Genomic DNA, 26,601 nt, shown 5'->3' with positions numbered 1-26,601 from the left:
CGCGGCGGCGTGCGCCCGGCGCGCAGCCCGGTCGACGCACGACAGACCCTAGGCGCCGGGTACCCCCGCTGCCTGCCGGAAGCCTCCGGACGGACGGCGCGCGCCACCCGCTCTGCCATCGGCCACCCGGGTGAGGGTTCAACCGCCCCGCCCGGTGGCACCCTTACCGCCGTCCGCCCGCATCGGGCACCGGAACCTCGGCACGGAGGGCGAGTTGACCGACGACACCACCGCATCCGACCGGAACGGCCACGCCGACTACGCCGGCTCCGGCTCCGGCTCCGGGATCGGCTCCGGCTCCCGCGCGGGCGACTGGGCCGTGGTCGACGCCGTCCACCGCCACCTCTCCGAGCACCGGGCGCTCATCGGGCAGCCGCTGCTGCCGCTCCAGGTGGTCAAGATCCAGGAGGAGGCCGGCGAGGTCGCCGAGGCCCTGCTGGGCGTCCTCGGCGCCAACCCCCGCAAGGGCGTCAGCCACACCGTCGCCGACCTCCAGGGCGAGCTCTGCGACGTGATCACCGCGGCCATGGTCGCCCTGCGCGAGACCACGCCCGACCCGGCCGCCGTCCTCACCGCCCACCTCGCCGCCTGGCGGCCCCGGCACCCCGCCGGTCCCCCGGACGCGTCCGCCTAGGCCTGCCCTTCCGCGCCCGCTGTGGGTCCTCCTCAGCACCCTGGGCCACGGCCGACCGGACGGACCGGACGTTCGATGAGGAGTTCGCCGCTGTCCGGGTCGTACAACTCGATGGTGCACCGGTGGCCGGTCCGGCCGAAGGTCTCGACGAACGCGGTGATCCCGTCGATCGCGATCTCCCCCGTGAAGACCACCGGGTCCAGCGGGAGCACCGACAACCGGGCGTACGTGTGCTCGGCCTCGAACTCCGTCCAGGACTGCTTGCGCACCCGCCAGCCCGCCCCGAACAGGAGCTCCGCGACCTGCTGGGCATCGCGTGCCGTCGGCACCGAACCGCTGATCTCGACGACGGGCTCCCGACCGTCGAAGGCCGGGCCGACACCCCACCCCGAGGAGAATTCCATGGCCGCAGCCTAGGCGCGGCGCAACCGACGGCACATCCGGGTTTCCGGCAGCACGTGCGCCACCCGCGCCGGCGCCGGGGCGGGCCTGAGCCCCTGCCGATCGGCAGGGGCTCAGCGGGGGTTCGGGCCGGGGAACCTCCCGATCGGCACATGTGCGGGGAGGGGTGGCGCGCAAGGATGACGGTCATCGGGGCCCCTCCGGTGGGGCCCGGGAAGGAGCCCTGCCATGACCGTGATGTCCCTTGTGCTCGCGGTGCTCGCCGTGACCGTCACCGCCGTGGCCCGCACCGCCGTCCCCGCTGGCGGCGTGGCCGCCCGTACCTCACCGCGGGACCAGCCCGGGGGTGCCGCGGACGGCGTACGCCGCCAGGCGCAGTCCGTCGAGGGCGGCGCGGGGCAGGCTGAGTCCGAAGCGCCGCTCGACGGCGCCGAGGGTGCGGCGGTGGGCAGCGTCGCCGCCGTCGCCCTCGGGGTGGCAGGGGGTGACGCCGTCCGCCTCCAGCACGCCGGCGGCGACCAGGTCGGGCACCAGGAGATCGGGCTCCTGGCCCCAGCGCCAGCGTTCCTGGCCGAGGCCGAAGCCGCACAGCACGGCGCCGTCGTGGGCGTAGTCGAGCAGTGCCGGCGGCTGCTCCGGCATCGGGCGGAAGTGCACGACCTCGACGCCGTCGCGCGCTATCTCGGTGAGCAGTTCGCCGCCGGTGGAGTCGCCGTACTCGATCGCGAACGACCAGCCGCCGCACTCGCCGACCCGGATCACGCCGTCGCCGTCGTCGCTCGGCCGGTAGACCTCGATGTCCAGGTCCTGGATCTCGGTGCCACTGATCGGCGTCGTCCCGGCCGCCGGGTCGGCGCCCATCCGGCGGGCGAGTTCCTCGGGCGGGATCCCCCGGGCGAACACCACTCCGCCGATCTCACCGTCCGCGCCGGGCCCGCCCGTTCCCTGTGGGCCGGTGCCGGGGCGGCCGACCTCCGCGAGCCACTGGATGCCGTCGCCGTCCCTCACGGATGCCTTGCGCGTGCCGTCGGTCATGGCGCCCTCCCCTCGCGCCGGCCTGCGGTGACCGGGCGCGCCGGTGGGCACCCTAACCGACGCCGCCGACAGCCGGAGCCCGGTCGCCGGAACGGTGCCGGAACACGGCCCGCCGTCGGCCGACACCCATCCCCGACCAGCCGTCCGGAGGAGGACCATCGAGCAGAACTCACCCAGCCCACAAGGACGTTCCAGCGGCACACAGCGCGGACGCCGACTGCGGACACCAGTACCGGCACGGCACCAGCACCAGCACCGGCACCGGCACCGGCACCGGCACCACCGCCCGGCACCGATACCGGCGGCTCAGGCCGGCCCGGGCCGCCGCTCCCCGCCCGCCACCAGGTCGAGCAGCCGCTTCGCGGTCACCGCCGCTCCGTCGGTGCGGATGGTGACGGCCACGGCCCGCGCCCAGGTCGCGGTCTTGGGCGCCAGGGCGGTGGCGAGCGCGGCGGACAGGGAGTCGACGGTCGGCGTGGGGTCGAGGTGGGCGGCGCCGATGCCCAACTCGGCCACGCGGACGGCCCAGTAGGGCTGGTCGGCGATCCGGGGGACGACCACCTGGGGCGCGCCGGCCACGGCTGCCGTCGTCGTGGTGCCCGCGCCACCGTGGTGGACGACGGCGGCCACCCGGCGGAACAGCGCCTGCTGGTTGACCTCGCCGACGACCAGACAGTCGTCCCGGTCGTCGACCGCGTCCAGGCCGGCCCAGCCGCGGGCGAGGACCAGCCGGCGGCCGTGTGCCCGGGCCGCTTCGAGCGCGATCCGGGCGATGTCCGCCGGGGCGTGCGTGGCCATGCTGCCGAAGCCCACGTACACGGGCGGCTCGCCGGCCTGCAGGAACGCCTCCAGATCGGCCGGCAGCGGGCGGTCGTCGGGCAGGATCCACGCCCCGGTCTGCAGCGGATCGAGCTCCGTCATGCCCCGGGACGGGCAGAGCGTCGGGTCCGCGGCCAGCCACGGCCGGTCGGCGAACACGTGGTCGCGGACGTTGTCCACCGGCGGCAGGCCGAGCTCCGCCCGGTTGCGGTTGAGCGCCTCGCCGTACAGCCCGTTCACCCGTTGGGCGTCCTGCTCCCACAGCACCCGGTGGTCGGTCTCGTCCTGCGGGGACGGCGTGCCCGGCCGCGAGCCGGGGCGGAAGTGCCGCGAGGGCAGTCCGAAGATGTGGAAGCACGCGAACACGTACTGGAGGCCGAGGTGTTCGGCCACGTCCCGGGCGCCGGCCGGCATCAGGCCGGTCGCCAGGATCAGGTCGCAGTCCTCGGCCGCCGCGGTGAGCACCTCGAACCGGGCGTCGACCAGCGCGGGGGCGAGCCGGAACGCGTCCTGCGCCGTGGGAGGTTTCGGTCCGGCCACCACCGAGCGCACCGTCGGGCCGAGCGGCACCAGCGGCACTCCGACCCGGGCCAGCAGGTCGACGAACTCCTGGTCCGGCGGAGCGGCGACCCGCACCTCGGCGCCGAGCCCCCGCAGTGCCGCCGCCAGTCCGGCCAGCGGTTCGACGTCCCCGCGCGATCCCCATGTCGTCAACAAAACGCGCATTTCACGACTCCCGTTTCCGCAGGTCAAGGCCTTCAGGCCGTCGATTCTGCGGGACGAGGGGGGCCTTGCCGCAAGCCCCCGGGTGCGGTATAGCTTGGTAGTGGCAGGGAGAGTGTTCTCCGTGCCGTTTTCTTTTTCGGGCCTCTTTCGAATCCCTTTCGGAGCCCTTTTCGGGTTCCTTTTCGGTTCCGCTTCGGCCCGTCGTCGTTCCCGGCCACCACCACGCACCACCCAGCCGCTCCGCCGCACGCCCCCGGCGCGCCCCGCCTCAGGCCCGGCGGCGCATCAGCAGGGCGTACAGGGCCGCCGCCACGGTCGTGCCCACCGGCAGCGACAGGTCGACGCCGGTCAGTGCGGCCACCGGGCCCGGGTAGAGGGTGTCGACGCAGAGGGCCGCGCTCACCACGCCACCCAGGAGGGCGAGGGCACCGGCGGGGTTGACGCCCGCGCGGTACCAGAAGGGGCTGCCGGGGCTCTCGTCGCCGAGCGCGTGCCCGTCGTAGCGGTTGCGGCGCAGCAGGATGTCGACGGCGTAGATCGCGGTGCTCGGCCCGAGCAGGACGACGGTCAGCTGGAGGACGTTGCTGACGGTGTCGAGGAAGTTGGAGACCAGCAGCGCGTACAGGGTGAGAGCGACCGCGACCGCGCCGTCCACCAGCACGCTGAGGGTGCGGCGGATGCGGATGCCGACGGCCTGCAGGGCGAGGCCGGCGCTGTAGGCGGTGAGCGCGTTGACGGCGATGGTGCCGACGACCAGGGAGAGCAGGAAGACCGGGTTGAACCACCCGGGCAGGATCCACTGCAGGGCGGCCTGCGGGTCGGTCATGTCGACGGCGGTGGCGCCGAGTACCCCGAGGCCGCCGACCACGACGCTGGGCAGGAAGCCACCGAGGGCGGTCCAGCCGAGGACCGCCCGTGGGGAGGTGGTCGCGGGCAGGTAGCGGGAGAAGTCGGCGCTGGTGGTGTACGAGAGCGGGCCGGAGGCGATCAGGGTGACGCCCGCCAGGACGGCCGCCCAGAGCCGGCCGCCGGTGAGCGGTTCGGGCTGGGTCCAGCCGAAGTCGGCGTGCCGGACGATCGCGTAGCCGACGACGGCGAAGGCCGCGGCGAGCGCGAGGGTGATCGGCAGGTAGAGCCGGACGATCACGGCGTGGCCGTACACGCTGATGGTGAGGGTGACCACGACGATCGCGATCACGATGGCGACCTTGATCGGGGTGGTCGGGGTGAGGCCCGCCCACTCGGCCAGCGAGAAGGCGGCGACGGCGGCCGCGGCGAGGTTCAGCGCGAAGTAGCAGACGGAGATCATCCAGCCGGTGACCGCGTTGTTCGCACGGTTGCCGCGCACGCCGTACATCGCGCGGGTGATGACCTCGCTGGGTGCGCCGGCGGCCGGTCCGGAGACGGCGAGCAGGCCGGTGCCGAGCCAGCACAGGTTGCCGACCACGACCACCGCGAAGGCCTGCGGGAGGCTGAGTCCGGTGAGCACGAGCGCGCCGCCGACCACCAGGTTGAGGTAGTTGACGTTGGCCGCCGCCCAGACGGAGAAGAGCTCGCGGGCCCGGCCGCGCCGCTCGGTCTCGGGGATGTGGTCGATGCCGTGGACCTCGACCCGCCCGCCCCTTTCCTGCTGGGGCGGGGCCGCAGCGGGCGGGGCTGCGGCGGGCGGAGCCGCAGCGTGCGGGGCTTCGGCGTGCGGGGCTGTGACGTGCGGGTTCGCGAGGTGCGGGGCCGCAGCGCGTGGGGCTGCGACGGGCGAGGAGAGGTCGGGGGACGTGTGGGGGTGGTCCGGGAGCGTGGACGCCATTGGGGGCCCTCCATGGGGGTGTCGTGCCCACCTGCTTGCTTATTGGTCGCACACTCAATAGCATCCGCCACATGACGTCAAGCGTTCAGCGCAAAAGGGTTCGCAAGTCCCCCGACGACCGACGGGCCGAGATCGTCGGAGCCGCCGCCGAGGTCGCCCTCACCGAGGGGCTGGAGTGCATCACCCTGCGCCGGATCGCCGAGCAGCTCGACGTCCGGCCCGGCCTGATCAGCCACTACTTCCCCGCCGTGGAGGACCTCGTCGCCGAAGCCTTCGGCAGCGCCGCCACCGCCGAACTGGAGACGCTGCTGCCCGTCGGCCCCCGGGACGGGTCCCCGCAGGAGCACCTCGCCCGCTTCTTCGCCCGCACCACCGGCCCGGCCTACGACGACATGAGCCGGCTCTGGCTCAACGCCCGCCACCTCAGCCGGTACCGCCCCGTCCTCCGCGACCGGGTGCTCGACCAGGAGAAGGACTGGCGCGGCCGGCTCAGCGGCGTGATCGCCACCGGGGTCGAGCGGGGCGAGTTCCGCACCGAGGACCCGGTGCTGGCGGCAGTCCGGATCCTCGTGGTGATCGACGGCCTGGCCGGCCACGCCAACACCGGGCTGGGCAACCACCCGGCCACCGTCACCCGGCTCGCCGCCGCCACCGCGGAGCGCGAACTGGGCCTGCCCGACGGCGCACTGGCGACCCCCGCGGCCACCGGAGAACCCGGCACCGCCACGACCCTCGCACCCCCCGCCGCGGAGCCCGCCGCCCCCGCTGTAGAGCCCGAAGCCCCCGCCACGGAGCCCGACGCCGAGCCGTCCTGACCCCACACCACCCCCGCCCCGCACTACCGCTGGAGCCGAAGTGCGCACCTCCCTCGTCCTCCTCTCCGCCCGTCTGCTCGACCCCGCCTCCGGAGGCTTCCTCCCGCAGACCGCGCTCGCCGTCACGGACGGCCGGATCGCCGCCCTCGGAGACGACCGCACGATCCGCGAACTCGCCGACCCCGCAACGACGGTGATCGATCTCAAGGGTGCCGTGGCCACCCCCGGCCTGGTGGACGGCCACCTGCACCCGGTCACCGGCGCCGAGCTCACCCACGGCCTGGACCTCTCCGGCTGCACCGACCTGGACTCCGTCCGTGCCGCCCTCGCCGCCGAGGTCCACCGCCTCGACCGCGGCGCGTGGCTGCACGCCTGGGGCCTGGACCCGAACGTCTTCGGCGACCGCCCGATCGGGTCCGCCGCGCTCGCGCCCGTCCTGGACGGCGTCCCGGCACTGCTCCAGCTCTTCGACGCCCACTCCATGCTCGCCAGCCCGCGCGCCCTGGAGCTGGCCGGAGTGGACGGCCCGCGCACCTTCGACCAGGCCGCCGAGGTGGTCTGCGACGCCGACGGCCGACCCACCGGCCTGTTGCTGGAGGACGCCGCCTGCGAGCTGGTCGAGCGCGCCGCCCCGCAGCCCACCCGCGCCGAGCGCCGCGAGCGCCTCGCCACCGCCCTGCGCGCCATGGCCGCCACCGGCCTCACCGGCGGCCACGCGATGGACGCCAACGGTGACAGCCTCGACCTCTACGCCGAGCTGGACGAGGCCGGCGAGCTGCCGCTGCGCCTGCGGGTCGCCCCCTGGTGCCAGCCCGGCGTGGACGCGGACGGCCTGCGCTCGCTGGTCGACCGGCAGGGCCGGGGCGGGCTGCTCTGGCGGGTGGCCGGCGTCAAGCTGTTCATGGACGGCACCATCGACAACGGCACCGCCTGGCTGGAACGCCCGGACTGCCACGGCGAGTCCACCCACGCCTTCTGGCCGGACCCGGCGCACTACACCCACGTCATCCGGGAGCTGCACCGGGCCGGTGTGCCGACCGCCACCCACGCCATCGGCGACGCCGCCGTCCGGCACGCCCTCGACTCGATCGAGCGGGCCGCGGACGGGAACCCGCCGCTCGGCGGAGCGCCGGCCGTCCGGCACCGGATCGAGCACATCGAGACCGTCCCCGACGAGGTCGTCCGGCGCTTCGCCGAGCTGGGCGTGACGGCGTCCATGCAGCCCACCCACTGCTGCGACTTCACCCGGGCCGACCACACCGACAACTGGTCGCGCCGCCTCGGCGAGGAGCGGGCCGACCGCGCCTGGCGCTGCCGCGACCTGTGGGACGCGGGCGCCACCGTCGTCCTCGGCTCGGACTGGCCGATCGCGCCCTACCCTCCGCTGGGGGTGATGGCGGGCGCCCGCCACCGCCGTCCCACCCGCGACCTCGACCGGCCCCCGCACAACCCCGGCCAGGCGCTCACCGCCCTGGAGGCACTGCGGGCGATGACCGTCAACGCCGCCCAGGCGGCCGGCGAGGAGCAGTCGGCGGGCCGGATCACGGTCGGCCACCGCGCGGACCTCACCGTGCTGGCCGCCGACCCGCTCACCACCCCGGCCACCGAACTCGCCGGCCTCCCCGTCCTGCTCACGGTCCTCGACGGGCGGCCCACCCACCGGGCCGACTCACTCTGACCGTCGCGCTCTGACCGGCTCGCGCTGACGGGCCGGACCAGGCCACGCCCTCCCCCGGCTGAACACCGAGCGGCCCCGCCGCGTACCCCTGAACGGGGGCGCGGGGCCGCCCGGTCCCGCGTACGTGCCCGACCGAGGAGACACGATGCTCCGCACCGCAGCCACCGGGCTGCTCGCCGGACTCCTCTGCCTGGGTGGCGCGTCCGCGGCGTTCGCGAACCCCACCCCGAACCAGCCGGGGCCACCGAACCAGACCTGCCAGGACTTCCTGGCGGCCGGCGGACACGCCCCGGGCCACACGGCTTCCTCCCCCGGCTCCCCCTTCGACGAGCCGGGCTTCGGCAGCCAACCGAACGGCGGCAAGGGCGGCCAGGCCTACAGCAACGCGGGCGCGCCGTCCCAGTACGACGTCGCCTGCTACCAGCAGTTCGTCCACTCGACCTGACCCCTCCAACCTGACCCCTCCAACCTGATCCCGGCTGATCCCGGCCGCCCTGACGCCACGACCGGCCGGGCCGTCCCGGGGGTTATCCCCCGGCCCGACCCGGCGGGTGCCCTCAGCGCGCAACAGCCCCTCGGTGATCGACGATTCGTCTACGGCGTTCGCCGGCGAACGATTTCCCGCCGGCGCCCGCCGCCGCCCGCCGATGTCACCGAGTCGAGGAGCAGTCGAGAATGACCGTACGCAGCACGCCCGTCGGCCGACGGTCCCTGCTGGCCGCCACGGCGGCCGTCGCCACCACCGCCCTGCTGGCCCCGGCCACCGAAGCAGCGGCGACAACCGCGGCAGCACCGCCGGCCGACCGATCGGAGCCTGCTGCCGACGCTGTGACGGATCGTCAGACAGCCTCCGTCATCAGCGAATTGAACACCCTCGCCCGTCCTCTGCGGTCCACCGACCCCGGCGGCCGGAACACCGACCTGCGGGCCCTGGGCGCGATGATCGGCGACGCCACGGTGGTCGGGCTCGGCGAGGCCACCCACGGCACCCATGAGTTCTTCACCATGAAGCACCGGGTCCTGCGCTACCTCGTCGAGGAGGAGGGCTTCACCGCCTTCGCGCTGGAGACCAGTTGGTCGGCGGGCCTGCGGATCGACGACTACGTCCAGGGCCGCACCGGGGGTGACGCCCGGCGGATCGCCGACCAGGTGTTCGCCCAATCCCCGTGGCACCGAGAGGAGTTCGCCGACCTCATCGCCTGGATGCGCGGCTACAACCGCGAACACCCGCAGCGTCCGGTCCACTTCGTCGGCGACGACGTGAACATCCCCGGGATCGGCGACCAGCTCTTCGACCGGGTGACTTCCTACGTACGCGCAGCCGCCCCCACTTCGCTGCCGCGCCTGGAACGGCTGTACGCCGAACTGCGCCCGTTCGAGGACGCCATCGCGTACCTGACCACCACACCGCTCGCCGAGCGCCGCCGCAGGGCCGAACTGGCGCGGCAGTCCCTGGCCCTGGCCACCGAGGCCGGGGGCGAGGGAGGCGAGGCGTACGAGTGGGCCCTGCAGCACGCCCGGTCCATCGCCCAGACCTTCGAGTTCACCGGCATCAACCTCGACGACCCGGCCGACGTCGCCGAGAAGCAGAACCTCCGCGACCGGGCGATGACCGACAACACCCTCTGGTGGCAGCGCCGCACCGGCGGCAAGGTACTGCTCTCGGCGCACAACGGCCACGTCGGCTACCGGACCGCCCACCCCGAGCTGTACCCCAGGACCCAGGGCTCCTACCTGCGCGACGCCCTCGGCGCGGGCTACCGCGCCATCGGCGTCACCTTCGGCCAGGGATCCTTCCTCACCAAGGACGCCCCGCTCGCCCCCGACTGGAAGACGGTCACCGTTCCGCCGGCCGCCCCGGGCATGGCCGAGCACACCCTGGACCGGGTCCGGCACCGCGACTACTACCTCGACCTGCGCTCGGTCCCGCCGGCCACCCGCGCCTGGCTGGACACCGCCCGCCCGACGTACGACGCCGGGACGGTGTTCGAGCGGGACCCCCTGCCCACCCTGGCGATCGGCGGGGCCTACGACGCCCTCGTCCACCTCCACCGGACGACCGCCGCCCACCGCCTCTGAGCTGCGCGAACGGCCGGCCGGGCCCGCCCGGGCCAAAGGTGCCGCTCACCCCGTGCTGCGGGAAGGCCACCAGCTGGACGTCCAGCACCCCGGCCAGCCGCTCGCGCACCTCGGCGAGCCCGGTGACCCCGGCCGGCCCGTACGCGGGCGCCACGTCCACATGGGCCCGCACCGCCCGGGTGCCGTCGATCCGGCTCGCTCTCGTTCCTCGGGTGGGGACGAATGTGCCCGGGAGGCAAAACGTCCTACCTTTCACTCAACAGTCTGTTTATCATCTCCGAGTCCCCGTCCCCCATCCGGAGCACTCGCGCATGCCCACGCCACCGTCCGCCGCCACGCCCAGGCCGCACCCGCTGCACGTCCTGCGGGCCACCGTCTTCGCCATCGGCGCCCTGCTCCTGCTGGCCGCGGTCGGCGTCGTGCTCCACCAACCGTTGCTGATCCCCCCGTTGGCCGCCAGCGCGGCCCTGGTGCACGGGGCGCCCGGCCTGCCGATCTCCCAGCCGCGCAACCTGGTCGGCGGTCAGCTGATGTCGGCCCTGATCGGCTTCGCCACCCTCGCCGTCACCGGCAGCACCGCCTGGGGAGCGGCCATCGCCGCCGGGCTCTCACTGGGCGCGATGATGCTCACCCACCTCTCGCACTCCCCGGCGGCGGCCACCGCCGTCATCGTGGTCCTGCAGGCGCCGCATCCGGTGCCGTTCCTCCCCCTGCTCGTGCTGGCCACCACCCTCCTGGTCCTCATCGGCCTGCTCCCCGGCCGGATCGGCGGCCACCCGGTCCGCTACCCGCTGTCCTGGTGACCGCCGACGAACCGCCCTGGCAACCGCTCCCCGGCTGTCCCCGGCTGTTCCCGGTGAACCCCGGCGGCCGCCGAGCCCCGGGCCCTCAGGACCCCAGGTACGTGAGCACCGCCAGCACCCGCCGGTGGTCGTCCGGCGCCTGGGGCAGGTCGAGCTTGGTGAAGATGCTCGCGATCCGCTTGGACACCGTGGCCTCCGTGACCACCAGCCGCCGGGCGATGGCGGCGTTGGAGCGGCCCTCGGCGATCAGTCCCAGGACCTCGAGTTCCTTGGGGCTCAGCCGCTGGAGCGGGTCGTGACGGCGGGTCAGCAGCTGGCGGACCACCTCCGGGTCGACGACCGTGCCGCCCGCGACGACGCTGGCGAGGGCGGAGACGAAGTCCTGCACCTCGCCGATCCGGTCCTTGAGCAGGTACCCCGTGCCCGCGCCCTGATCGCTGGAGGCGACCAGCTCCGAGGTGTACCCCTGCGAGACGTACTGGCTGAGCACCAGGACGGGCAGGCGCGGGTCCTCGGCGCGCAGCCGGCGGGCCGCGCGCAGGCCGTCGTCGGTGTTGTCCGGGGGCATCCGGACGTCGACGATCACGGCGTCCGGCCGGTGGACCCGGACGGCCTCGATCAGCGACGGCGCGTCGCCGACGGCGGCGGCCACGGTGTGCCCGAACCGTTCCAGCAGGGAGACCAGCCCCTCCCGCAGGAGCACCGAGTCCACCGCAGCCGGTAGCGGAACTCGACCGGGAACCGGCCGGGCTGCCGGACCACGATGCGGTGGCGCAGCGGCCCGGTGCGGTGGTGGACGGCGGTCCACTCGTCCACCACCGTGGACCAGTCGTCGATCCGCAGGATCAGTCGACCGTCCACCTCGCGCACCACGGCGAGCAGCCGACCGAGCCGCCTCACCCAGCGGACCTCCGAGCCCGCCCACGTCACGCGCGCCACCGCGCCGCTCCTTCCGCGAAGCCCGGCGCGTCGCGCTACTCCGCCTGCCCTGCCTTCCTTGTCTGCCCTGCCTACCCTGCCTGCTCCGCCAGCGACTTGACGCCTTCGAGGGTGGCCGTCATGCCCGTGCGCAGTTCGCCGAGCCGGAACTCGACGATCTTCTCCTCGGCCTCCGGCTTGGCGTCGATGTAGGAGCTCATGCCGCTGCGGCCCGGGCCGATCTCCACCGACTGGCGCAGCCGGGTGCCGCCGTCCTCGGGGGCGAGCTCGAAGCGCCACCGGGCCAGCGAGCCGGCCACCTCGGCGACCGGCTCGCCGTAGCGGCCGTCCGCGTCCATCACCGCCCAGGCGAAGGCGCGAGGGCCGGCCGGGCCGGCCTCGGCCGCCGTCCCGGCCTCGCCGGTCAGCTCGATGACCTCGGAGACCGTCCGCCAGTCGGGCATGCCCGGGCGGCTGTTGTGACCCTCGAAGCGGGCGCCCGGCGCGGGGCCGTCGGCGCCGTCCAGCCAGGCGACGCGGTGGAGCTCCGGGCTGAGCCGGGCGGGCAGGGCGATGTCGGTCACCAGCTCCCACACCCGTTCGACCGGCGCCTGGACGTAGATCTCACAGACCGTCCCCGGTCCGTCGGCGTAGCGCGTCACGTTCCCCCCACGGTGGTGTACGTCGTTCGTGTCGCGGATCCTTGCGGATCAGCGGATCAGTCGTGGGTCGACACCCGCCCGTGCCCCCGCCTCGGCGTCCGGAACGCCGCGAGGACAGCGGGCGGGTTGCCGCCCTGGGCCCGGAATCGATGATCGAGCCCGGCGAACCCCCAAGTCAATCCGCCGGTTTGCTGGGGCAGGTCCAAGTGATTCCTTGGGTGTCCGCGATATCTTGGGCCACCGTGACCATCGAAGACCTCCGCGTGTTCGCCGCGGTCTGCCGGGCCGGCTCGCTCAGCGCCGTCGCCCGCGACCTCCACTGCACCCAGTCCGCGGTCAGCCAGCACGTCAAGCGGCTGGAGCGGGAGCTCGGGCTCTCGCTGATCGAGCGGCATCCGCGCGGGGTCGTGCCCACCGTGGCGGGCAGACTGCTCCAGGCGGCCGTCGCCACCGGGCTCGGCGGCATCGACCACGCGCTGCACCGGATCGCCGAACTCGCGCGCGGCGAGGGCGGATCCGTGCGGATCACCACCGGTGCCACCAGCGTCCGGCACTTCATGTCCGAGGCCGTGGTGGCCTTCCGACGGCGCTTCCCGCAGGTCAGCCTGGAGTTCCAGACCGAGGTCTCCAGCCGCAGCTGTCTGGAGTCGCTCACCGCCGGCCGGGCGGACCTCGCCTGGATCACCCTCGGCTCCCCGGTCCGCGGCATCGAGCAGCGGCCGGTCGTCGACCTGCCGTGGGTGCTGGCCGTCGCGGCGGGCGACCCGCTCGCCGCCCGGGCCCGCATCGAGCCCGCCGACCTGCAGGACGCCCGGCTGATCGGGCTGCCGCCGAACTCCGTGGCCCGCTCCCAACTCGACGCCTGGCTGGGGAAGTCGGGCATCCGACCGGTCTTCGACACCAGCGTCGCGGACTGGGACACCGCGATCCTGCTGGCCGAACTCGGGCTCGGCCACGCCATCGTGCCCGTCCTGCCGCAGTGGCGCGGCCCGGGCCACCCCGCGCTGCGGCTGCTCCCGTTCCCCGACCTGCCCGCCCTCACCGCCGGCTGGGCCGTCCGGGACTGGGACAGCCTCGGCCCGCTCGCCCGCGCCTTCGCCGACACGGTCGCCGCCCACTGCGGCGCCGAGGTCACCCTCCCGTCGAATCAACCGTCGGATCGACCGGACGGGCCCTGATCCCCCCGATCGATCCGCCAACTTCCCTTCCGATCAGCCTCGTTCACCAACAGGGACGACGCAGGACCGGCGGCCGCCTCAGCGGGCGTCGGCCGTACGGTCCAGGAAGCGCCGCAGCCCGTCCCGGACGCCCTCGGTGGGCACGGTCGCGGCGAAGGCCGCGGCCTCCACCGCGAGCCCCTCGTCGATCGGGAGGTTGATGCCCCGGGTGACGGCGCGCAGGCACGCGGCCACCGCGGTGGGGGCGTGCCGGATGATGCGGTCGGCCAGATCCCGGGCCGCGTCCAGCAGTTCAGCCGCCGGGACGACCGAGTTGACCAGGCCGAGCTCGGCCGCCCGGGCGGCCGGGACCGGGTCGCCGGTGAGGATCAGTTCCAGTCCGCGCTTTCGGCCCACGTGGCGCGGCAGCCGCTGCGATCCGCCGAAGGGCGGCGGGAAGCCGAGCGAGATCTCCGGCTTGGCGAAGGTGGCGTGCTCGGCGGCGACGGCCAGCGGCGCCGCCTCCGTCACCTCGCAACCACCGCCGTACGCCAAGCCGTTGACCGCGACGATGACCGGCTTGGGGAACTCCTCGATCCGCCGGGTGAGCGTGTGGCCGCGCCGGACGAACTCGCGCAGCGCCCGCTCGGGCCCGCCGGCGACGCTGGCGGCCAGGGACGGGATGTCGGCGCCCGCGCTGAACGCCCGCTGCCCGGCGCCGGTCAGGATCACGGCGCGGACGGTGTCGTCGGCGTCGATCCGGTCCAGCTCGGCGAGCAGCGCGTCGATCGTCGGGTAGTCGAGGGCGTTGAGCTTCGCCTCCCGGTCGATGGTGAGGGTGACGACGTGCTGGTCCCGCTCGCTGCGGATGGTCATGGACGCGCGCTCCGTTCCCGGCCTCTGTTCCGGACCCTGCCTTGCCCCGGCCTTCCGCCGGACACCTCCGAGGTTAGGAACACCCGGCCAGGACAATCCACTTATTGTCCTGGATACACTCCCGGCACCCACGACACCCCGGAACGGCAGGTGACCCGTGCGACCGCCCTCCTACAAGGCCATCGTCGACGAGTACGCGGCGGCGATCCGCTCCGGCGCGCTCCCGGCCGGCACCCGGCTGCCGACCCACCGCTCCCTCGCCCGCGAGCGGCGGGTCGCCCTCGCCACCGCCACCCGGGTCTACGCCGAACTGGCCGCCGCCGGACTGGTGGTGGGCGAGCAGGGCCGGGGCACCTTCGTCCGGCAGCGGGCCGGCTACGACGGCCTCGAACCCTCCCGCACGCTCCCGGTGCCCCGGGTAGCGGACCTCTCCTTCAACCAGCCGCTCACCCCCGGCCAGGGCGACCTGCTGCGGCAGGCCCTGCGCACCCTCGCCGCCTCCGGCGACGCCGAGTCCCTGCTGCACCAGCACCCGCCGGGCGGCCACCGGCACGACCGGGCGACCGTCGCCACCTACCTGCTGGACCGCGGGATCGACACCGCGCCGGAGAACGTCCTGCTGACCAACGGCGCCCAGCAGGCGCTGGACTGCGTGCTGCGCACCCTCACCCACCCCGGGGACGTCCTGGCGGTCGACGCGCTCAGCTACCCCGGCATCAAGCTGCTCGCCGCCGCGCACGGGCTCGACCTGGCGCCCGTCCCGGTCACGCCCGCGGGCCCGGACCTCGACGCGCTCGACCGGCTCTGCCACGCCCGCCCGGTACGCGCGGTGTACACCATGCCGACCGTCCACAACCCGCTCGGCTGGGTGCTCGACCAGGCACGGCGCGAGCGCCTGGCCGCCCTCGCCACCACCCACGGCTGCACGCTGATCGAGGACGGCACCTACGCCTTCCTGGAGACCGCGCCACCCCAGCCCCTGCACGCCCTCGCCCCCGAGCACACCTGTTACGTGGCCGGCCTGTCGAAGAACGTGGCGCCGGGGCTGCGGTTCGGCTTCGCCGTCCTGCCCGACCGGCTGCTGCGGGCCGCGACCACCCAGCTGCGCACGGCGGCCTGGGGCACGCCGGGCCTGATCACCGCGCTCGCCACCGGCTGGCTCGCCGACGGCACGGTCGCCCGCCTGGAGCACGAGCGCCGCACCGACGCCGCCGCCCGCCAGACCCTCGCCCGCACCGCCCTCGCCGGACTGGCCACCACCGCCCACCCCGCCTCGTACATCGTCTGGCTCACCCTCGAACCCCACCAGCGCCCCGACCACGTGGCCGCCGCGCTCGCCACCGAGGGCATCCTGATCTCCACCGCCGACGCGTTCGCCACCACCCCGCACCACCCCAACGCCATCCGCCTCGCCCTCGCCACACCCCCACTAGCCGACCTCCCCGCCGCCCTCACCCACCTACGCGCCACCCTGGACGCCATCGCCCCGTAGCGCCCGCCCCCATCGAATCAGTAGACCGGTCTGCATATTTCTCCCGAAAGGCCCCCGACGCCGCACCAAAAGTCGACCTGCCCGACTTCCTACTCCAGCCGCCCCACAGCCGCCCCCTCCCCGCCCTCCCCGACGGCCCGCGCGAAGCGGGAGCTCCAGTCCGCCAGCAGCATGCGCAGCTCGGGCGGCTCGACCACCTCGAACTCCGCGCCCAGGGAGCCCAGGGCCATCGCGGGCCAGTCGAGGGAGTCGGCGGTCATGACGAGCCGGCAGCGGCCGGGGCCGGCGGGCTCGACCGTGCCCCAGCGGCCGACCCGGGCGTGGACGACGTCGGCGGGCGCGGCGACCAGCGCCTCCACCCGGTGCGGCCGGGGCACGTGGTTCAGCCCGGCCCGGACGAACTCCGCCGCGTCGGCGGCCGGGAGGGTGCGCGGCGCGAAGCGGGCGCCGCTGCCCTGCGGGGCGGTCAGCCGGTCGAGGCGGAAGCTGCGCCAGTCGGCGCGGTCGAGGTCGTAGGCGACGAGGTACCAGCGGCGGTTGAGGCTGACCAGCCGGTGCGGTTCGACGTGCCGTTCGGTGCCGCGCCCGTCGGCGGCGGTGTACGCGAACCGCAGCCGTTCGCCGTCCCGGCAGGAGAGGGCGACCACGGTGAGGACGTCCGGGTCGACGCCCGCACCCGCCCGGGTACCCCAGTCCACCGGGACGGTGACCGCCCGCAGTGCCTCCACCCGGCGGCGCAGCCGGGCCGGCATCACCTGGACCACCTTCGCCAGCACCCGCACCGAGGCCTCGCCCACGCCCTCCACCGGGCTCTCCGCCGCCGCCTGCAGGCCGACCGCGAGCGCCACCGCCTCCTCGTCGTCGATGACCAGCGGCGGCAGTGCCGCGCCCGCCGCCAGCTGGTAGCCGCCCTCGACGCCGCGCTGCGCCTCGACGGGGTAGCCGAGTTCGCGCAGCCGGTCGATGTCGCGGCGCAGGGTGCGGACGGAGACGCCGAGCCGGTCGGCCAGTTCCTCGCCGGGCCAGTACCGGTGGGTCTGGAGCAGGGAGAGCAGTCGCAGCGTTCTGGAGCTGGTGTTCGCCATGCCTCCGATTCTGCCGCGCATTCAGGACAGGAAGTGACCGCTATGGCCCGTAGCGTTGTTCTTGTCCGAGGGAGCAGGAACCGAACGGAAGGCCTGAATCATGACCACCACCAACGCCGCGAGCAGCGTCGTCACCGCCACCTCCGACGCCGTGCCGACGCACATCACCGGGGAGCGCGCGGACTTCCTGGAGGCGCTGGCCAAGCACCGCTACTTCCTGCGCTTCACCGCCCGTGACCTCACCGACGAGCAGGCCGGCCTGCGGACCACGACGAGCGAGCTGTGCGTGGGCGGTCTGATCAAGCACGTGACCTCGATGGAGCGGCTCTGGGCGGACTTCATCCTGGAGGGCCCGTCCGCGATGCCCGACTTCAGCAACTGGACCGAGGCCGACCTCGCCCGCCGCGCCGACGAGTACCGGATGCTGCCCGGGGAGACGCTGGCCGGCGTCCTGGCCGCGTACGAGGAGGTGGCGCGCCGCACCGACGAGCTGGTGGTCACCCTCCCCGACCTGGACGTCGCGCACCCGCTGCCGAAGGCCCCCTGGTTCCAGGCGGACGCCCGCTGGTCGGCCCGCCGGGTGCTGCTGCACGTGATCGCCGAGACCTCCCAGCACGCGGGCCACGCCGACATCATCCGCGAGGCCCTGGACGGCGCGAAGACGATGGGCTGAGCCGGACGGGCGGGGGCGGGTCCGCCGACGACCACCGACGGACCCGCCCCGCCCCGCCCCCGGGCCTCAGCCCCGCCCGACCAGCGTGAACCCGGCCCCGTCGACGGCGCCGCGGGCGGCGTCCTCGTCCAGGGGCCGCTCGGACGCCACGGTGACCCGCCCGCTCGGCGCGTCGGCGACGACCTCGCTGACGCCCGGCAGCGCGGACAGGGCGGCGGCGACCGTCCGCTCGCAGTGGCCGCAGCTCATCCCGTCGACGGCGAGGACGGTGGTGACGGCGGTGATGGACATGACGGTGCCTCCCATGGCATTCCGATGGCATTCCGGTCACGTTCCAACGGCACCCCGACAGGCACCTCAACAAGCACCCCGACGGCAACCGTGAAACGGATCGACCCGCACCACGACACCCCAATCCGGGGCCCGGCCCCAGGGACACGCCGCACGGGTGACACCATCGAGCGGTTCCGGGAACCGGCCGGGCCCCGCGTCCGACAGGGGCCCCGCGACGCGCCCGGGCGACACCGCCGTGAACCAACACCCCACCCGTTCGCGTTCCTCCAGGTACAACCCCGTCGCCCGACCGGGCCTCACTGGTCCCCGGTCGCCGATCGGCCGCCCGACCGCCGATCCCCGTACTGGAGCCGTACCGCCATGTCCACACTGGCCCCGATACACGCCCGGCCGGACACCACCGCCCTCCTGCTGTCGCACGCGGCGCTGCGCGGCGAGTTCGCCCGCCTCGCCGAGGCCTGCCGCGCCCCGGGCGCGGAGGCGCTGCGGGCCGGGATCACCGATCACCTCGCGCTGGTGCTGGACGTCCTGCGCCTGCTGCACGAGGCCGAGGAGGACGTGCTGTGGCCCGCACTGTCCGGGGCCGCACCGTGTCTGCGCCCCGAGCTGGGCGCGCTGGCCGCCGAGCGCGCCTCGCTGGCCGTCCCGCTGGCCCGGGTCCGGGTCGCCTCGGCGGGCCCGCCGGACCGGCTCGCCGACCGCCTGCGGGAGGCGGGCGAAGCCGTGGCGGCGTACCTGACGGTGAAGGAGGGGCTCTGCCTGGAGGGGATCCGCGCCTTCCTGCCGATGTCCGCCTGGGAGCGGTTCGAGGAGACCAGGAGGTGGCGGATCCCGCCGTCCCTGCGGTCCCGGGTCGAGGGCCTCCTGCTGTCGTACGGCAGTCCGGAGCAGCTCGCGCACCTGCGCGCCACCGGCGGCCGGCTCCAGAGCTACCTCGCCTTCCGGCGCACGCTGCCCGCCCACCACCGCCGGATGCGCGCGGTGTACGGCCACCTCCCGGCCGGGGGCGTCCGGTGAGCGCCCTCGCCCGGCTCCGCTCCCGGTCCCGGTCCCGGCTCCGGCCCCGCAGCCGCCGGCAGGGCGCGCTCGCCGCGGCGGTGGCCGCCGCGGTGGCCGCGGCCCTGACCGCCGGCCTGCTGTGGTGGCAGCCGTGGCACGACGACGGCCCGGCCCCGCTCGCGTTCACCACCGCGCCCGGCGGCTCCGCCCGCTTCGGCACCGGCGAGCACCTGTACCGGTACAAGGTCCGGGTGGAGAACGGGATCGCGGAGAGCCCGGAGCAGTTCGCGGCCGAGGTGGACGCGGTCCTCGGCGACGTGCGGCGCGGCTGGGCCGCCGGCGGCACGGCGTCCTTCCAGCGGGTCCCCGCCGACCCGGTGGACTTCACCGTCTACCTGGCCACCCCCCGCTCCACCGACCGGATCTGCGGCCAGTACGGGCTGGACACCGGCGGCTGGGTGAACTGCGGCGTGACCCACCAGGTGGTGATCAACCTCAAGCGCTGGACCGAGCTGTCCGAGTTCTACCAGGGCCAGCCGGAGACCTACCACGCGCTGGCGGTCAACCACGAGGTCGGCCACATCCTCGGCAACGGCCACGTCGACTGCCCCGGGCCGGGCGCCCCGGCGCCGGTGATGATGCAGCAGATCAAGGGCCTGCACGGCTGCGTCCCCAACGGCCGGCCGTACTCCGACACCGGCACCCTGCTCACCGGCCCGCCCGTCCAGGCCCCCACCAACGCCCCCTGAACCCGCCTGACGCCCCCCCGAACCACCCTGACGCGCCCTGCCGCACCCCCCGTACCAACCCCTCCTCCCGAAACACGGATAATCCTGGTCGGACCGGACGCCGCCCGCACCGGCGAGCGCCCGGTCCCGGTCGTGTCCGCACTCGGTGCCGGTGGAGGAAGAACGTTGAACAGTGTGCCCGGCGGGCAGAACGGCGGGGAGCACCTGGACTGGCCGGTGCTGCTGGAGGCCGCCGAGGCGGCCGCCCGGGCCACCAGGGGCCGGGGCAGGGTCGCCGACTACATCCCGGCGCTCGCCACCGCCGACCCCGAGGCCTTCGGCATGGCCGTGGCCACCGTCGACGGGGAGCTGTACGGCGTCGGGGACTGGGAGCGGCCGTTCTCCGTCCAGAGCGTGTCCAAGCTGTTCTCGCTGGCCCTCGCGGTCGCCTACGGCGGCGACAGCCTCTGGCGGGGCGTCGGCCGTGAGCCGTCCGGCAACCCGTTCAACTCGCTGGTGCAGCTGGAGACCGAGCACGGCATCCCGCGCAACCCGTTCATCAACGCGGGCGCCCTCGTGGTGACCGACCGCCTGCAGACCATGACCGGCGACGCCTCCGGCACGGTCCGGGAGTTCCTGCGCCGCGAGTCCGGGAACGCCGGGCTGGACACCGACCCGGTGGTCGCCGCCTCCGAGGCCGAGCACGGCCACCGCAACGCCGCCCTGGCCCACTTCATCGCCAGCCACGGCAACCTGGAGAACCCGGTCGAGACCGTCCTGGAGCACTACTACGCCCACTGCGCCCTCACCACGAGCTGCCGCGACCTCGTCCTGGCCGGCTCCTTCCTCGCCCGCTACGGCGTGCGCGCCGACGGCACCCGCCTGATGTCCCGCAGCGAGGCCAAGCGCATCAACGCCGTCCTGCTGACCTGCGGCACCTACGACGCGGCCGGCGAGTTCGCGTTCCGCGTGGGCCTGCCCGGCAAGAGCGGCGTGGGCGGCGGCATCCTCGCCATACTGCCCGGCCGCGCCGCCGTCTGCGCCTGGGGCCCGCGCCTCGACCAGGCCGGCAACTCCGTCGCCGCGGTCACGGCGCTGGACACCCTCACCACCCTCTCCGGCTGCTCCGTCTTCTAGGACGAGGGCGGAAACAGCGCCGGGCCCCGGTCGTCCGCACAGCGACCGGGGCCCGGGGAACAAGGGCGACGGCTACTCGACCGTCACGCTCTTCGCCAGGTTGCGCGGCTTGTCCACGTCACGGCCGAGGGCGACGGCGGCGTGGTAGGCGAGCAGCTGCAGCGGGATGTTGAGCAGCAGCGGGTCCAGCTCGGGCTCGCTCTTGGGGACCAGGATGCAGTGGTCCGCGAGCTTCTCCTCCGGGCGGCGGTGGGCGACCGCGATGACCCGGCCCGACCGGGCCTTGATCTCGCCGAGCGTGGTGAGGTTCTTGTCCAGCAGCTCGTCGTCCGGGACGAGGGCCACGGTGGGCAGTTCGGGGCTGATCAGCGCCAGCGGGCCGTGCTTGAGCTCGCTCGCCGGGTAGGCCTCGGCGTGCACGTAGGAGATCTCCTTGAGCTTCTGCGCGCCCTCCCGGGCCACCGGGTAGCCGCGCACCCGGCCGATGAACATCATGCCCGCCGACTCGGCGTACTCGGCGGCGAGTTCGGCGATCGCGTCGCTCTGCTCCAGCACCTCGCGGATCTGGTCCGGCAGCGCCTGGAGGGCCGAGACGATCCGGCGCCCGTCGGCGGGCGAGAGGTCGTGGATGCGGCCGAAGTGCAGGGCGAGCAGCGCGAAGGCGACCACGGTGGAGGTGAACGCCTTGGTGGAGGCGACCGAGACCTCCGGGCCGGCGTGCAGGTAGATGCCGCCGTCGCACTCGCGGGCGATCGCGCTGCCCACGGTGTTGACGACGCCGAGCACCCGGCCGCCCTTGCGCTTGATCTCCTGGACGGCGGCCAGCGTGTCGTAGGTCTCGCCGGACTGGCTGACCGCGACGTACAGGGTGTCCGCCTCGATCACCGGGTTGCGGTAGCGGAACTCCGAGGCCGGCTCGCTGTGCGCGGGGATCCGGGACAGCTCCTCGATCAGCTGCGCGCCCATCTCGCCCGCGTAGTAGGCGGATCCGCAGCCGAGGATCTTGACCCGGCGGATCTCGCGCAGCTCCCGGGCGTCCAGGTTGAGGCCGCCGAGGTGCGCGGTGGCGAAGCGCTCGTCGAGCCGGCCGCTCAGCGTGCGCTCGACCGAACCGGGCTGCTCGTGGATCTCCTTGAGCAGGTAGTGCTCGTAGCCGGCGGTGTCGAAGGAGTCGATCTCCCAGTCCACGGTGGACGGCTGACGGTGGGTGGTGCGGGCGTCCGCGGTGAAGGTGCGGAAGCCGTCGGCCCGGACGGTGGCCAGCTCGCCGTCCTCCAGGTGGACGACCTGGCGGGTGTAGCGGACCAGCGCGGAGACGTCGGAGGCGGCGAACATCTCCTTCTCGCCGATGCCGAGCACGATCGGGCTGCCGTTGCGGGCGACCACGATCCGGTCCGGCTGCTCGCCGTCGAGGACCGCGATGCCGTAGGTGCCGACCACCCGGTGGAGGGCGGCGCGCACCGCGTCCTCCAGCTCGCCGCCCTCGGTGAGGTGCGCGGCGATCAGGTGGGCGAGCACCTCGGTGTCGGTCTCGGAGCGGAAGACGGCGCCGTCGGCGGTCAGCTTGGCGCGCAGCTCGTCGGCGTTCTCGATGATGCCGTTGTGGACGACGGCGATCCGCTCGGCGTTGTCCAGGTGCGGGTGCGCGTTGGCGTCGCTGGGGACGCCGTGGGTGGCCCAGCGGGTGTGGCCGATGCCGGTGGTGCCCTTGAATCGGGCCGGCACGGCGGCGGCGAGGTCGGCGACCCGGCCCTTCACCTTGCGCAGCTTGACGCCGCCGCTGCGGCCGGTGACGGCGACGCCCGCCGAGTCGTACCCGCGGTACTCCAGCCGGGCCAGGCCCTCCAGCAGGAAGGGGGTGGCGTCCTTGGGGCCGATGTAGGCCACGATCCCGCACATGGGTGGACTCCTCGTTCGTAGTCGTTCGTAGTCGTTCGAAGTTTCGAAGTGACGTGGGCGTGCCGCCCAGGCGTGGCACCGTTGGCGCGACGCCCCGGGCGCGACGTCCGGGGCCGGGCGTCGGCGACGGCCGCTCAGCCGTAGACGATCCGCCGCAGCTGGCGGGCCGAGAGCTCCGGCGCCGCGACGCGGCGCTGCGGGAGCTCCTCGGCGAGCCGGGCGAAGATCCGTTCGTTGGTCAGTCCGCGTGCCTGCAGCTCGGTGTGGCGGCGGCGCACGTAGTCCTCGGTGCTCTCGGAGAAGTACGCCAGCACCTCCGCCACGACCCGCGCCGCCTCCCGGGGCCCGAGCGGGCTGGTCCGGGTCAGGTGGGCGAGGAGGTCTTCGTGAGGGTGGGGTGAGCTCGGCACGAGTGAAGACACTAGGCCGCAACGCCGCCGAAACCAAAGTTCCTGCCCGAAATCGGGCAGGCATGACACCTTTCGGCTCAGCAGCACCCCGCACCCACCCCCGCCGACCACCCCCCACCCACCCGCGCCGACCACCCCACCCCCCATCCGTTCGTCTTCCCCCGAACCCTTGAAGCGCCACCGACTCCACACGTAGCGTGAGCCCTTGAACACGTAGCGGAAGACCGGAGGCTTGCTGATGTGCGGGATCACCGGATGGGTCGCCTTCGACCGCGACCTCACCGCCGGACCGGAGGGCCGGGAGGTCCTCGACGCGATGACGGCCACCCAGCTCTGCCGCGGCCCGGACGCCGGCGGCGTCCTCCTCCAGCCGCACGCCGCGATCGGCCACCGCCGCCTCGCGGTGATCGACGTCGAGGGCGGCACCCAGCCGATGACGTTCGGGCCGGACGGCCGGCCGCCGGTCGTGCTCACCTACAGCGGCGAGGTCTACAACCACCGCGAGCTGCGCGCCGAGCTGGCGGCGGCCGGGCACCGCTTCCGCACCCGCAGCGACACCGAGGTCGTGCTGCACGCCTACCTGGAGTGGGGCGAGGGCCTGGCCGAGCGGCTCAACGGCATGTTCGCCCTGGCCGTCTGGGACGCCCGGAGCGAGGAGCTGCTGCTGGTCCGCGACCGGATGGGCGTGAAACCGCTGCACTACCACCCCACCGCGGACGGCGTGGTCTTCGGCTCCGAGCCCAAGGCCGTGCTCGCCCACCCCGCCGTCCGCCCGGTGGTCGACCTGGACGGGCTGCGCGAACTGCTCGGCCACACCCGCACCCCCGGCCTGACGCCGTACCGGGGCATCCGCGAGGTCCCGCCCGGGCACGTCGTCCGGGTGCGCCGCGGGAGCGTCACGCTCCGCCGCTACTGGGCGCTGGAGGCGCGCGAGCACCCCGACGGCCTGGCGAACACCGTCGCCACCGTCCGGGCCCTGCTGGACGACATCGTGCACCGCCACCTCGACGCCGACGTCCCGCTCTGCTCGCTGCTCTCCGGCGGCCTGGACTCCAGCGCCGTCACCGCCCTCGCCGCCCGGACACTGCGCGCCGCCGGGGCCGGCCCGCTGCGCTCCTTCTCCGTCGACTTCACCGGCCCGGGCGAGTTCCGCGCCAGCGAGGTCCGGGAGACCCCGGACAGCCCGTTCGCCCGGCTGCTGGCCCGGCACGTCGGCGCCGACCACAGCGTGATCGAGCTGGACGCCGCCGAGCTCACCGACCGCTCCCGGCGCACCGCCGCCGTGCGCGCCCGCGACCTGCCGGGCGGCGTCGGCGACATGGACGTCTCGCTGCTGCTGCTCTTCCGCGGGGTGCGCCGCCACTCCACCGTCGCGCTGTCCGGCGAGTCCGCGGACGAGCTCTTCGGCGGCTACCGCTGGTTCCACGACCCGGAGCTGGTCGCCACCGAGGACTTCCCCTGGGCCGCCGACCTCACCCGCATCGCCGGCGCCGGCTCCGGCCCGCGCGAACAGCTGCTCGACGCCGAACTGCTGCGCAAGCTCGACCTCGCGGACTACCGGCGGGCCCGCTACCGCGAGGCGATCGCCGAGGTCCCGCACCTGGACGCGGCCGACCCACTGGAGCGGCGGATGCGCGAGATCTCCTACCTCAACCTGACCCGCTTCGTCCGCATCCTGCTCGACCGCAAGGACCGGATGAGCATGGCCAACGGACTGGAGGTACGGGTGCCGTTCTGCGACCACCGGCTGGTCCAGTACGTGTTCAACACGCCGTGGGCGATGAAGAGCTTCGACGGACGGGAGAAGAGCCTGCTGCGCGCCGCCGTCCGGGACCTGCTGCCCCCGGAGATCGCCGACCGGCCGAAGAGCCCGTACCCGGTGACCACCGACCCGCGCTACCCGGCGCAGCTGCGCGCCGAGCTCGCCCGGCTCGTCGACGCCGCGGACTCCCCGGCGCTGGACCTGCTCGACCGGCGGCGCCTCTCCGACGCGCTCGCCCCGGACACCGATCCGCAGTCCGTCCGGCTGGGCGTCGACCTCGCGCTCGACCTGGACGCCTGGCTGACGGAGTACCAGGTCACCCTGGAGCTCTGACCTCACCGAAGACCTCGCCGGACACGACGCCTGTGGGCCGTCCGGGTGAACGTCGGGAACCATCCCGGCGCGCCCGGGCGTCGCACCGTGCGGTAGCGTCGCCGACACCTCCCGAATGGCGGGCGAAATCATGGATTCCCGCCGCCGTGCCGTCAGGATGGGAGCGAACCGTTCACCTCGATCCGCCGGGGGATCCCGTCATGCAGCCGCGAGTCTTCGCGATTCTCACCGCCCTGCTCCTGGGCGTCCTGGGCCTCGGGTCGGTGGCCGTCACCGACTGGTCGCCCGCGGCGGCCACCGCGACCCGGGCCGCCGAGGCCCCGGCCCCCGGGGCGCCCGCCGCCGGAGCCCAGCCGGCCTCGGCGGGCCCCGCGAACGCCACCCCGACCGGTGACCCGGCGGTGTGGACCCGCTCGACGCTGCGCAACAAGATGATGGCCGAGATGGACGCCACCGACCCGGGCGTCGCCCTCGCCGACCTCGACAAGATCACCAAGGAGAAGCCGTACACCGTGCGCTTCTGCCACCCGATCGCGCACGAGCTCGGCCACGCGGCGGTCAAGCGCTTCAACGCCGACTTCCAGAAGGTCATCTCCTTCCCGCACGAGACCTGCGCGGCCGGCTACCTGCACGGCGCGGTCGAGGAGATGCTCAACGCCTCCACCCAGCCCGAGGTGGACCTGCTCAAGCTCTGCGCCCCCAAGAACAGCGGCCCCTGCATCCACGGCGTCGGCCACGGCACCATGTTCGTCGCCAAGCAGGACGTCGCCAAGGCGCGCGACCTGTGCAACAAGTTCACCACCGACCAGAACCGGATCCGCTGCTCCGAGGGCCTGTTCATGCAGCTCTTCGGCCCGGACGAGGAGGACGAGCAGGCCAAGGCCAACCTGCCCGCCGACAAGATCGCCCAGGACCCGCTCTACCCGTGCAAGGACCAGCCGTCCCTGTTCCAGTCCGCCTGCTTCTTCTACGCCCCGACCTTCTACCTCTCCTCGCACGACTACCCGAACCACCCCGAGGTCTACGCCGACGCCCTGAAGTGGTGCCTCAACGGCAAGGCCAGCGGCGGGTCGGTGGACTGCAGCCGGGGCGTCGGCTCGCGGACCATGAAGTACAACCTGGACCGCGAGGACTGGGCCGCCCAGCAGTGCGCCACCGCCGCCGACGGCTGGCAGCGCAAGGCCTGTGCGGAGGGCCTGGTCAGCTACTACACGGTCAACTACACCGACGGCGGCGCGGCCGGCCGGCTCTGCGCCAAGATCACCAACAAGGAGATGCAGGGCTACTGCCGCTCCGCGAGCGGCCTGTCCGGCTCGCTGGACTGACCCCTCCGTCTCACCGACAGGGCCCGCGCCGCACGGCGCGGGCTCTTTGCGTA

At 74.2% G+C, this 26,601-nt stretch carries 26 protein-coding genes; 14 read left to right on the top strand and 12 right to left on the bottom strand.

Annotated features, from left to right (window positions below; all coding sequences use genetic code 11):
• Positions 1-214: 214 nt before the first annotated feature.
• Complete coding sequence (locus IE332_RS18805) at positions 215-634, top strand: MazG-like family protein (protein WP_189917677.1); 420 nt, start codon at positions 215-217, stop codon at positions 632-634.
• A gap of 32 nt (positions 635-666) precedes the next feature.
• Here the strand turns inward: IE332_RS18805 and IE332_RS18800 are convergent, their stop codons facing one another.
• From IE332_RS18800 to IE332_RS18785, 4 genes are all read right to left on the bottom strand, one after another.
• Positions 667-1,038, bottom strand: coding sequence for a hypothetical protein (locus tag IE332_RS18800; protein ID WP_189917675.1), 372 nt, complete (start codon positions 1,036-1,038; stop codon positions 667-669).
• A gap of 322 nt (positions 1,039-1,360) precedes the next feature.
• Positions 1,361-2,071, bottom strand: a complete 711-nt coding sequence (locus IE332_RS18795; protein WP_189917673.1) for a DUF6461 domain-containing protein — start codon at positions 2,069-2,071, stop codon at positions 1,361-1,363.
• 306 nt (positions 2,072-2,377) lie between these two features.
• Entirely contained in the window at positions 2,378-3,616 is a 1,239-nt protein-coding gene (locus IE332_RS18790; RefSeq protein ID WP_189917671.1) for a glycosyltransferase, read from the bottom strand.
• A gap of 268 nt (positions 3,617-3,884) precedes the next feature.
• Positions 3,885-5,423 carry a purine-cytosine permease family protein gene (locus tag IE332_RS18785; RefSeq protein WP_189917669.1) on the bottom strand — a complete coding sequence of 513 codons (1,539 nt, stop codon included), beginning with the start codon at positions 5,421-5,423 and terminating at the stop codon, positions 3,885-3,887.
• Between the two features lie 71 nt (positions 5,424-5,494).
• Here IE332_RS18785 and IE332_RS18780 point away from each other — a divergent pair, with 71 nt between their 5' ends.
• The 5 genes from IE332_RS18780 to IE332_RS18760 all read left to right on the top strand — a co-directional run bounded on the left by IE332_RS18780 (position 5,495) and on the right by IE332_RS18760 (position 10,798).
• The gene (locus tag IE332_RS18780; RefSeq protein ID WP_189917667.1) at positions 5,495-6,238 is read left to right on the top strand and encodes a TetR/AcrR family transcriptional regulator; all 744 of its coding nucleotides are present in this window, start codon (positions 5,495-5,497) and stop codon (positions 6,236-6,238) included.
• Positions 6,239-6,278: 40 nt separating this feature from the next.
• Positions 6,279-7,916, top strand: coding sequence for an amidohydrolase (locus tag IE332_RS18775; protein WP_189917665.1), 1,638 nt, complete (start codon positions 6,279-6,281; stop codon positions 7,914-7,916).
• Between the two features lie 145 nt (positions 7,917-8,061).
• Positions 8,062-8,361, top strand: a complete 300-nt coding sequence (locus tag IE332_RS18770; RefSeq protein ID WP_189917663.1) for a hypothetical protein — start codon at positions 8,062-8,064, stop codon at positions 8,359-8,361.
• A gap of 230 nt (positions 8,362-8,591) precedes the next feature.
• Entirely contained in the window at positions 8,592-9,995 is a 1,404-nt protein-coding gene (locus IE332_RS18765) for an erythromycin esterase family protein (RefSeq protein WP_189917661.1), read from the top strand.
• Between the two features lie 311 nt (positions 9,996-10,306).
• Positions 10,307-10,798 carry an HPP family protein gene (locus IE332_RS18760; RefSeq protein ID WP_189917659.1) on the top strand — a complete coding sequence of 164 codons (492 nt, stop codon included), beginning with the start codon at positions 10,307-10,309 and terminating at the stop codon, positions 10,796-10,798.
• A gap of 85 nt (positions 10,799-10,883) precedes the next feature.
• Here IE332_RS18760 and IE332_RS18755 read toward each other — a convergent pair whose 3' ends face one another.
• The 3 genes from IE332_RS18755 to IE332_RS18750 form a co-directional block, all read right to left on the bottom strand.
• Positions 10,884-11,501 carry a response regulator transcription factor gene (locus IE332_RS18755; RefSeq protein ID WP_229928706.1) on the bottom strand — a complete coding sequence of 206 codons (618 nt, stop codon included), beginning with the start codon at positions 11,499-11,501 and terminating at the stop codon, positions 10,884-10,886.
• Positions 11,417-11,737: a hypothetical protein gene (locus IE332_RS41020; RefSeq protein ID WP_229928705.1), complete on the bottom strand. Its 321-nt coding sequence runs from the start codon at positions 11,735-11,737 to the stop codon at positions 11,417-11,419. Before IE332_RS41020 ends, IE332_RS18755 begins: the two co-directional genes overlap by 85 nt.
• Before the next feature lie 71 nt (positions 11,738-11,808).
• Entirely contained in the window at positions 11,809-12,378 is a 570-nt protein-coding gene (locus tag IE332_RS18750) for an SRPBCC family protein (protein ID WP_189917655.1), read from the bottom strand.
• 242 nt (positions 12,379-12,620) lie between these two features.
• On the opposite strand from IE332_RS18750, the gene IE332_RS18745 reads away from it, so the two are divergent.
• On the top strand, positions 12,621-13,556 hold the full coding sequence (locus tag IE332_RS18745) for a LysR family transcriptional regulator (RefSeq protein ID WP_189917653.1): 936 nt from the start codon (positions 12,621-12,623) through the stop codon (positions 13,554-13,556).
• A 78-nt stretch (positions 13,557-13,634) separates the two neighbouring features.
• Here IE332_RS18745 and IE332_RS18740 read toward each other — a convergent pair whose 3' ends face one another.
• Positions 13,635-14,411: a crotonase/enoyl-CoA hydratase family protein gene (locus tag IE332_RS18740; protein WP_189917651.1), complete on the bottom strand. Its 777-nt coding sequence runs from the start codon at positions 14,409-14,411 to the stop codon at positions 13,635-13,637.
• Between the two features lie 157 nt (positions 14,412-14,568).
• On the opposite strand from IE332_RS18740, the gene IE332_RS18735 reads away from it, so the two are divergent.
• Positions 14,569-15,903: an aminotransferase-like domain-containing protein gene (locus IE332_RS18735; RefSeq protein ID WP_189917649.1), complete on the top strand. Its 1,335-nt coding sequence runs from the start codon at positions 14,569-14,571 to the stop codon at positions 15,901-15,903.
• A gap of 89 nt (positions 15,904-15,992) precedes the next feature.
• Here IE332_RS18735 and IE332_RS18730 read toward each other — a convergent pair whose 3' ends face one another.
• On the bottom strand, positions 15,993-16,988 hold the full coding sequence (locus IE332_RS18730; protein WP_189917647.1) for a helix-turn-helix transcriptional regulator: 996 nt from the start codon (positions 16,986-16,988) through the stop codon (positions 15,993-15,995).
• A 100-nt stretch (positions 16,989-17,088) separates the two neighbouring features.
• On the opposite strand from IE332_RS18730, the gene IE332_RS18725 reads away from it, so the two are divergent.
• Positions 17,089-17,661 (top strand): DinB family protein, encoded by a 573-nt coding sequence (locus IE332_RS18725; protein WP_189917645.1) that lies wholly within the window; start codon positions 17,089-17,091, stop codon positions 17,659-17,661.
• Positions 17,662-17,727: 66 nt separating this feature from the next.
• Here the strand turns inward: IE332_RS18725 and IE332_RS18720 are convergent, their stop codons facing one another.
• On the bottom strand, positions 17,728-17,952 hold the full coding sequence (locus tag IE332_RS18720) for a heavy-metal-associated domain-containing protein (RefSeq protein WP_189917644.1): 225 nt from the start codon (positions 17,950-17,952) through the stop codon (positions 17,728-17,730).
• Between the two features lie 363 nt (positions 17,953-18,315).
• On the opposite strand from IE332_RS18720, the gene IE332_RS18715 reads away from it, so the two are divergent.
• The 3 genes from IE332_RS18715 (at position 18,316) to IE332_RS18705 (ending at position 20,819) form a co-directional block, all read left to right on the top strand.
• A complete protein-coding gene (locus IE332_RS18715; RefSeq protein ID WP_189917641.1) occupies positions 18,316-18,972 on the top strand; it encodes a hemerythrin domain-containing protein in 657 nt (218 codons plus the stop codon).
• Positions 18,969-19,703 carry a DUF3152 domain-containing protein gene (locus tag IE332_RS18710; RefSeq protein WP_189917633.1) on the top strand — a complete coding sequence of 245 codons (735 nt, stop codon included), beginning with the start codon at positions 18,969-18,971 and terminating at the stop codon, positions 19,701-19,703. Before IE332_RS18715 ends, IE332_RS18710 begins: the two co-directional genes overlap by 4 nt.
• Before the next feature lie 204 nt (positions 19,704-19,907).
• Positions 19,908-20,819: a glutaminase gene (locus IE332_RS18705; RefSeq protein ID WP_189917929.1), complete on the top strand. Its 912-nt coding sequence runs from the start codon at positions 19,908-19,910 to the stop codon at positions 20,817-20,819.
• A 72-nt stretch (positions 20,820-20,891) separates the two neighbouring features.
• Here IE332_RS18705 and glmS read toward each other — a convergent pair whose 3' ends face one another.
• The gene (gene glmS, locus IE332_RS18700) at positions 20,892-22,718 is read right to left on the bottom strand and encodes a glutamine--fructose-6-phosphate transaminase (isomerizing) (protein ID WP_189917631.1); all 1,827 of its coding nucleotides are present in this window, start codon (positions 22,716-22,718) and stop codon (positions 20,892-20,894) included.
• 134 nt (positions 22,719-22,852) lie between these two features.
• Positions 22,853-23,128, bottom strand: a complete 276-nt coding sequence (locus IE332_RS18695; RefSeq protein WP_189917629.1) for a hypothetical protein — start codon at positions 23,126-23,128, stop codon at positions 22,853-22,855.
• 238 nt (positions 23,129-23,366) lie between these two features.
• Here IE332_RS18695 and asnB point away from each other — a divergent pair, with 238 nt between their 5' ends.
• Both asnB and IE332_RS18685 read left to right on the top strand, forming a co-directional pair.
• Complete coding sequence (asnB, locus tag IE332_RS18690) at positions 23,367-25,223, top strand: asparagine synthase (glutamine-hydrolyzing) (RefSeq protein ID WP_189917627.1); 1,857 nt, start codon at positions 23,367-23,369, stop codon at positions 25,221-25,223.
• A 200-nt stretch (positions 25,224-25,423) separates the two neighbouring features.
• On the top strand, positions 25,424-26,548 hold the full coding sequence (locus tag IE332_RS18685) for a hypothetical protein (RefSeq protein WP_189917625.1): 1,125 nt from the start codon (positions 25,424-25,426) through the stop codon (positions 26,546-26,548).
• Positions 26,549-26,601: the final 53 nt, after the last annotated feature.

The sequence above is a fragment of the Kitasatospora xanthocidica genome (assembly GCF_014656195.1).
Lineage (GTDB): Bacteria > Actinomycetota > Actinomycetes > Streptomycetales > Streptomycetaceae > Kitasatospora > Kitasatospora xanthocidica.
This window is presented reverse-complemented; position numbering and strand designations above follow the sequence as displayed.

Coding starts and splice junctions, on each gene's coding strand:
- IE332_RS18800 (WP_189917675.1), bottom strand. CDS start 1,038: ATGGAATTCTCCTCGGGGTGGGGTGTCGGCCCGGCCTTCGACGGTCGG.
- IE332_RS18795 (WP_189917673.1), bottom strand. CDS start 2,071: ATGACCGACGGCACGCGCAAGGCATCCGTGAGGGACGGCGACGGCATC.
- IE332_RS18790 (WP_189917671.1), bottom strand. CDS start 3,616: ATGCGCGTTTTGTTGACGACATGGGGATCGCGCGGGGACGTCGAACCG.
- IE332_RS18785 (WP_189917669.1), bottom strand. CDS start 5,423: ATGGCGTCCACGCTCCCGGACCACCCCCACACGTCCCCCGACCTCTCC.
- IE332_RS18780 (WP_189917667.1), top strand. CDS start 5,495: ATGACGTCAAGCGTTCAGCGCAAAAGGGTTCGCAAGTCCCCCGACGAC.
- IE332_RS18770 (WP_189917663.1), top strand. CDS start 8,062: ATGCTCCGCACCGCAGCCACCGGGCTGCTCGCCGGACTCCTCTGCCTG.
- IE332_RS18765 (WP_189917661.1), top strand. CDS start 8,592: ATGACCGTACGCAGCACGCCCGTCGGCCGACGGTCCCTGCTGGCCGCC.
- IE332_RS18760 (WP_189917659.1), top strand. CDS start 10,307: ATGCCCACGCCACCGTCCGCCGCCACGCCCAGGCCGCACCCGCTGCAC.
- IE332_RS18740 (WP_189917651.1), bottom strand. CDS start 14,411: ATGACCATCCGCAGCGAGCGGGACCAGCACGTCGTCACCCTCACCATC.
- IE332_RS18730 (WP_189917647.1), bottom strand. CDS start 16,988: ATGGCGAACACCAGCTCCAGAACGCTGCGACTGCTCTCCCTGCTCCAG.
- IE332_RS18725 (WP_189917645.1), top strand. CDS start 17,089: ATGACCACCACCAACGCCGCGAGCAGCGTCGTCACCGCCACCTCCGAC.
- IE332_RS18720 (WP_189917644.1), bottom strand. CDS start 17,952: ATGTCCATCACCGCCGTCACCACCGTCCTCGCCGTCGACGGGATGAGC.
- IE332_RS18715 (WP_189917641.1), top strand. CDS start 18,316: ATGTCCACACTGGCCCCGATACACGCCCGGCCGGACACCACCGCCCTC.
- glmS (WP_189917631.1), bottom strand. CDS start 22,718: ATGTGCGGGATCGTGGCCTACATCGGCCCCAAGGACGCCACCCCCTTC.
- asnB (WP_189917627.1), top strand. CDS start 23,367: ATGTGCGGGATCACCGGATGGGTCGCCTTCGACCGCGACCTCACCGCC.
- IE332_RS18685 (WP_189917625.1), top strand. CDS start 25,424: ATGCAGCCGCGAGTCTTCGCGATTCTCACCGCCCTGCTCCTGGGCGTC.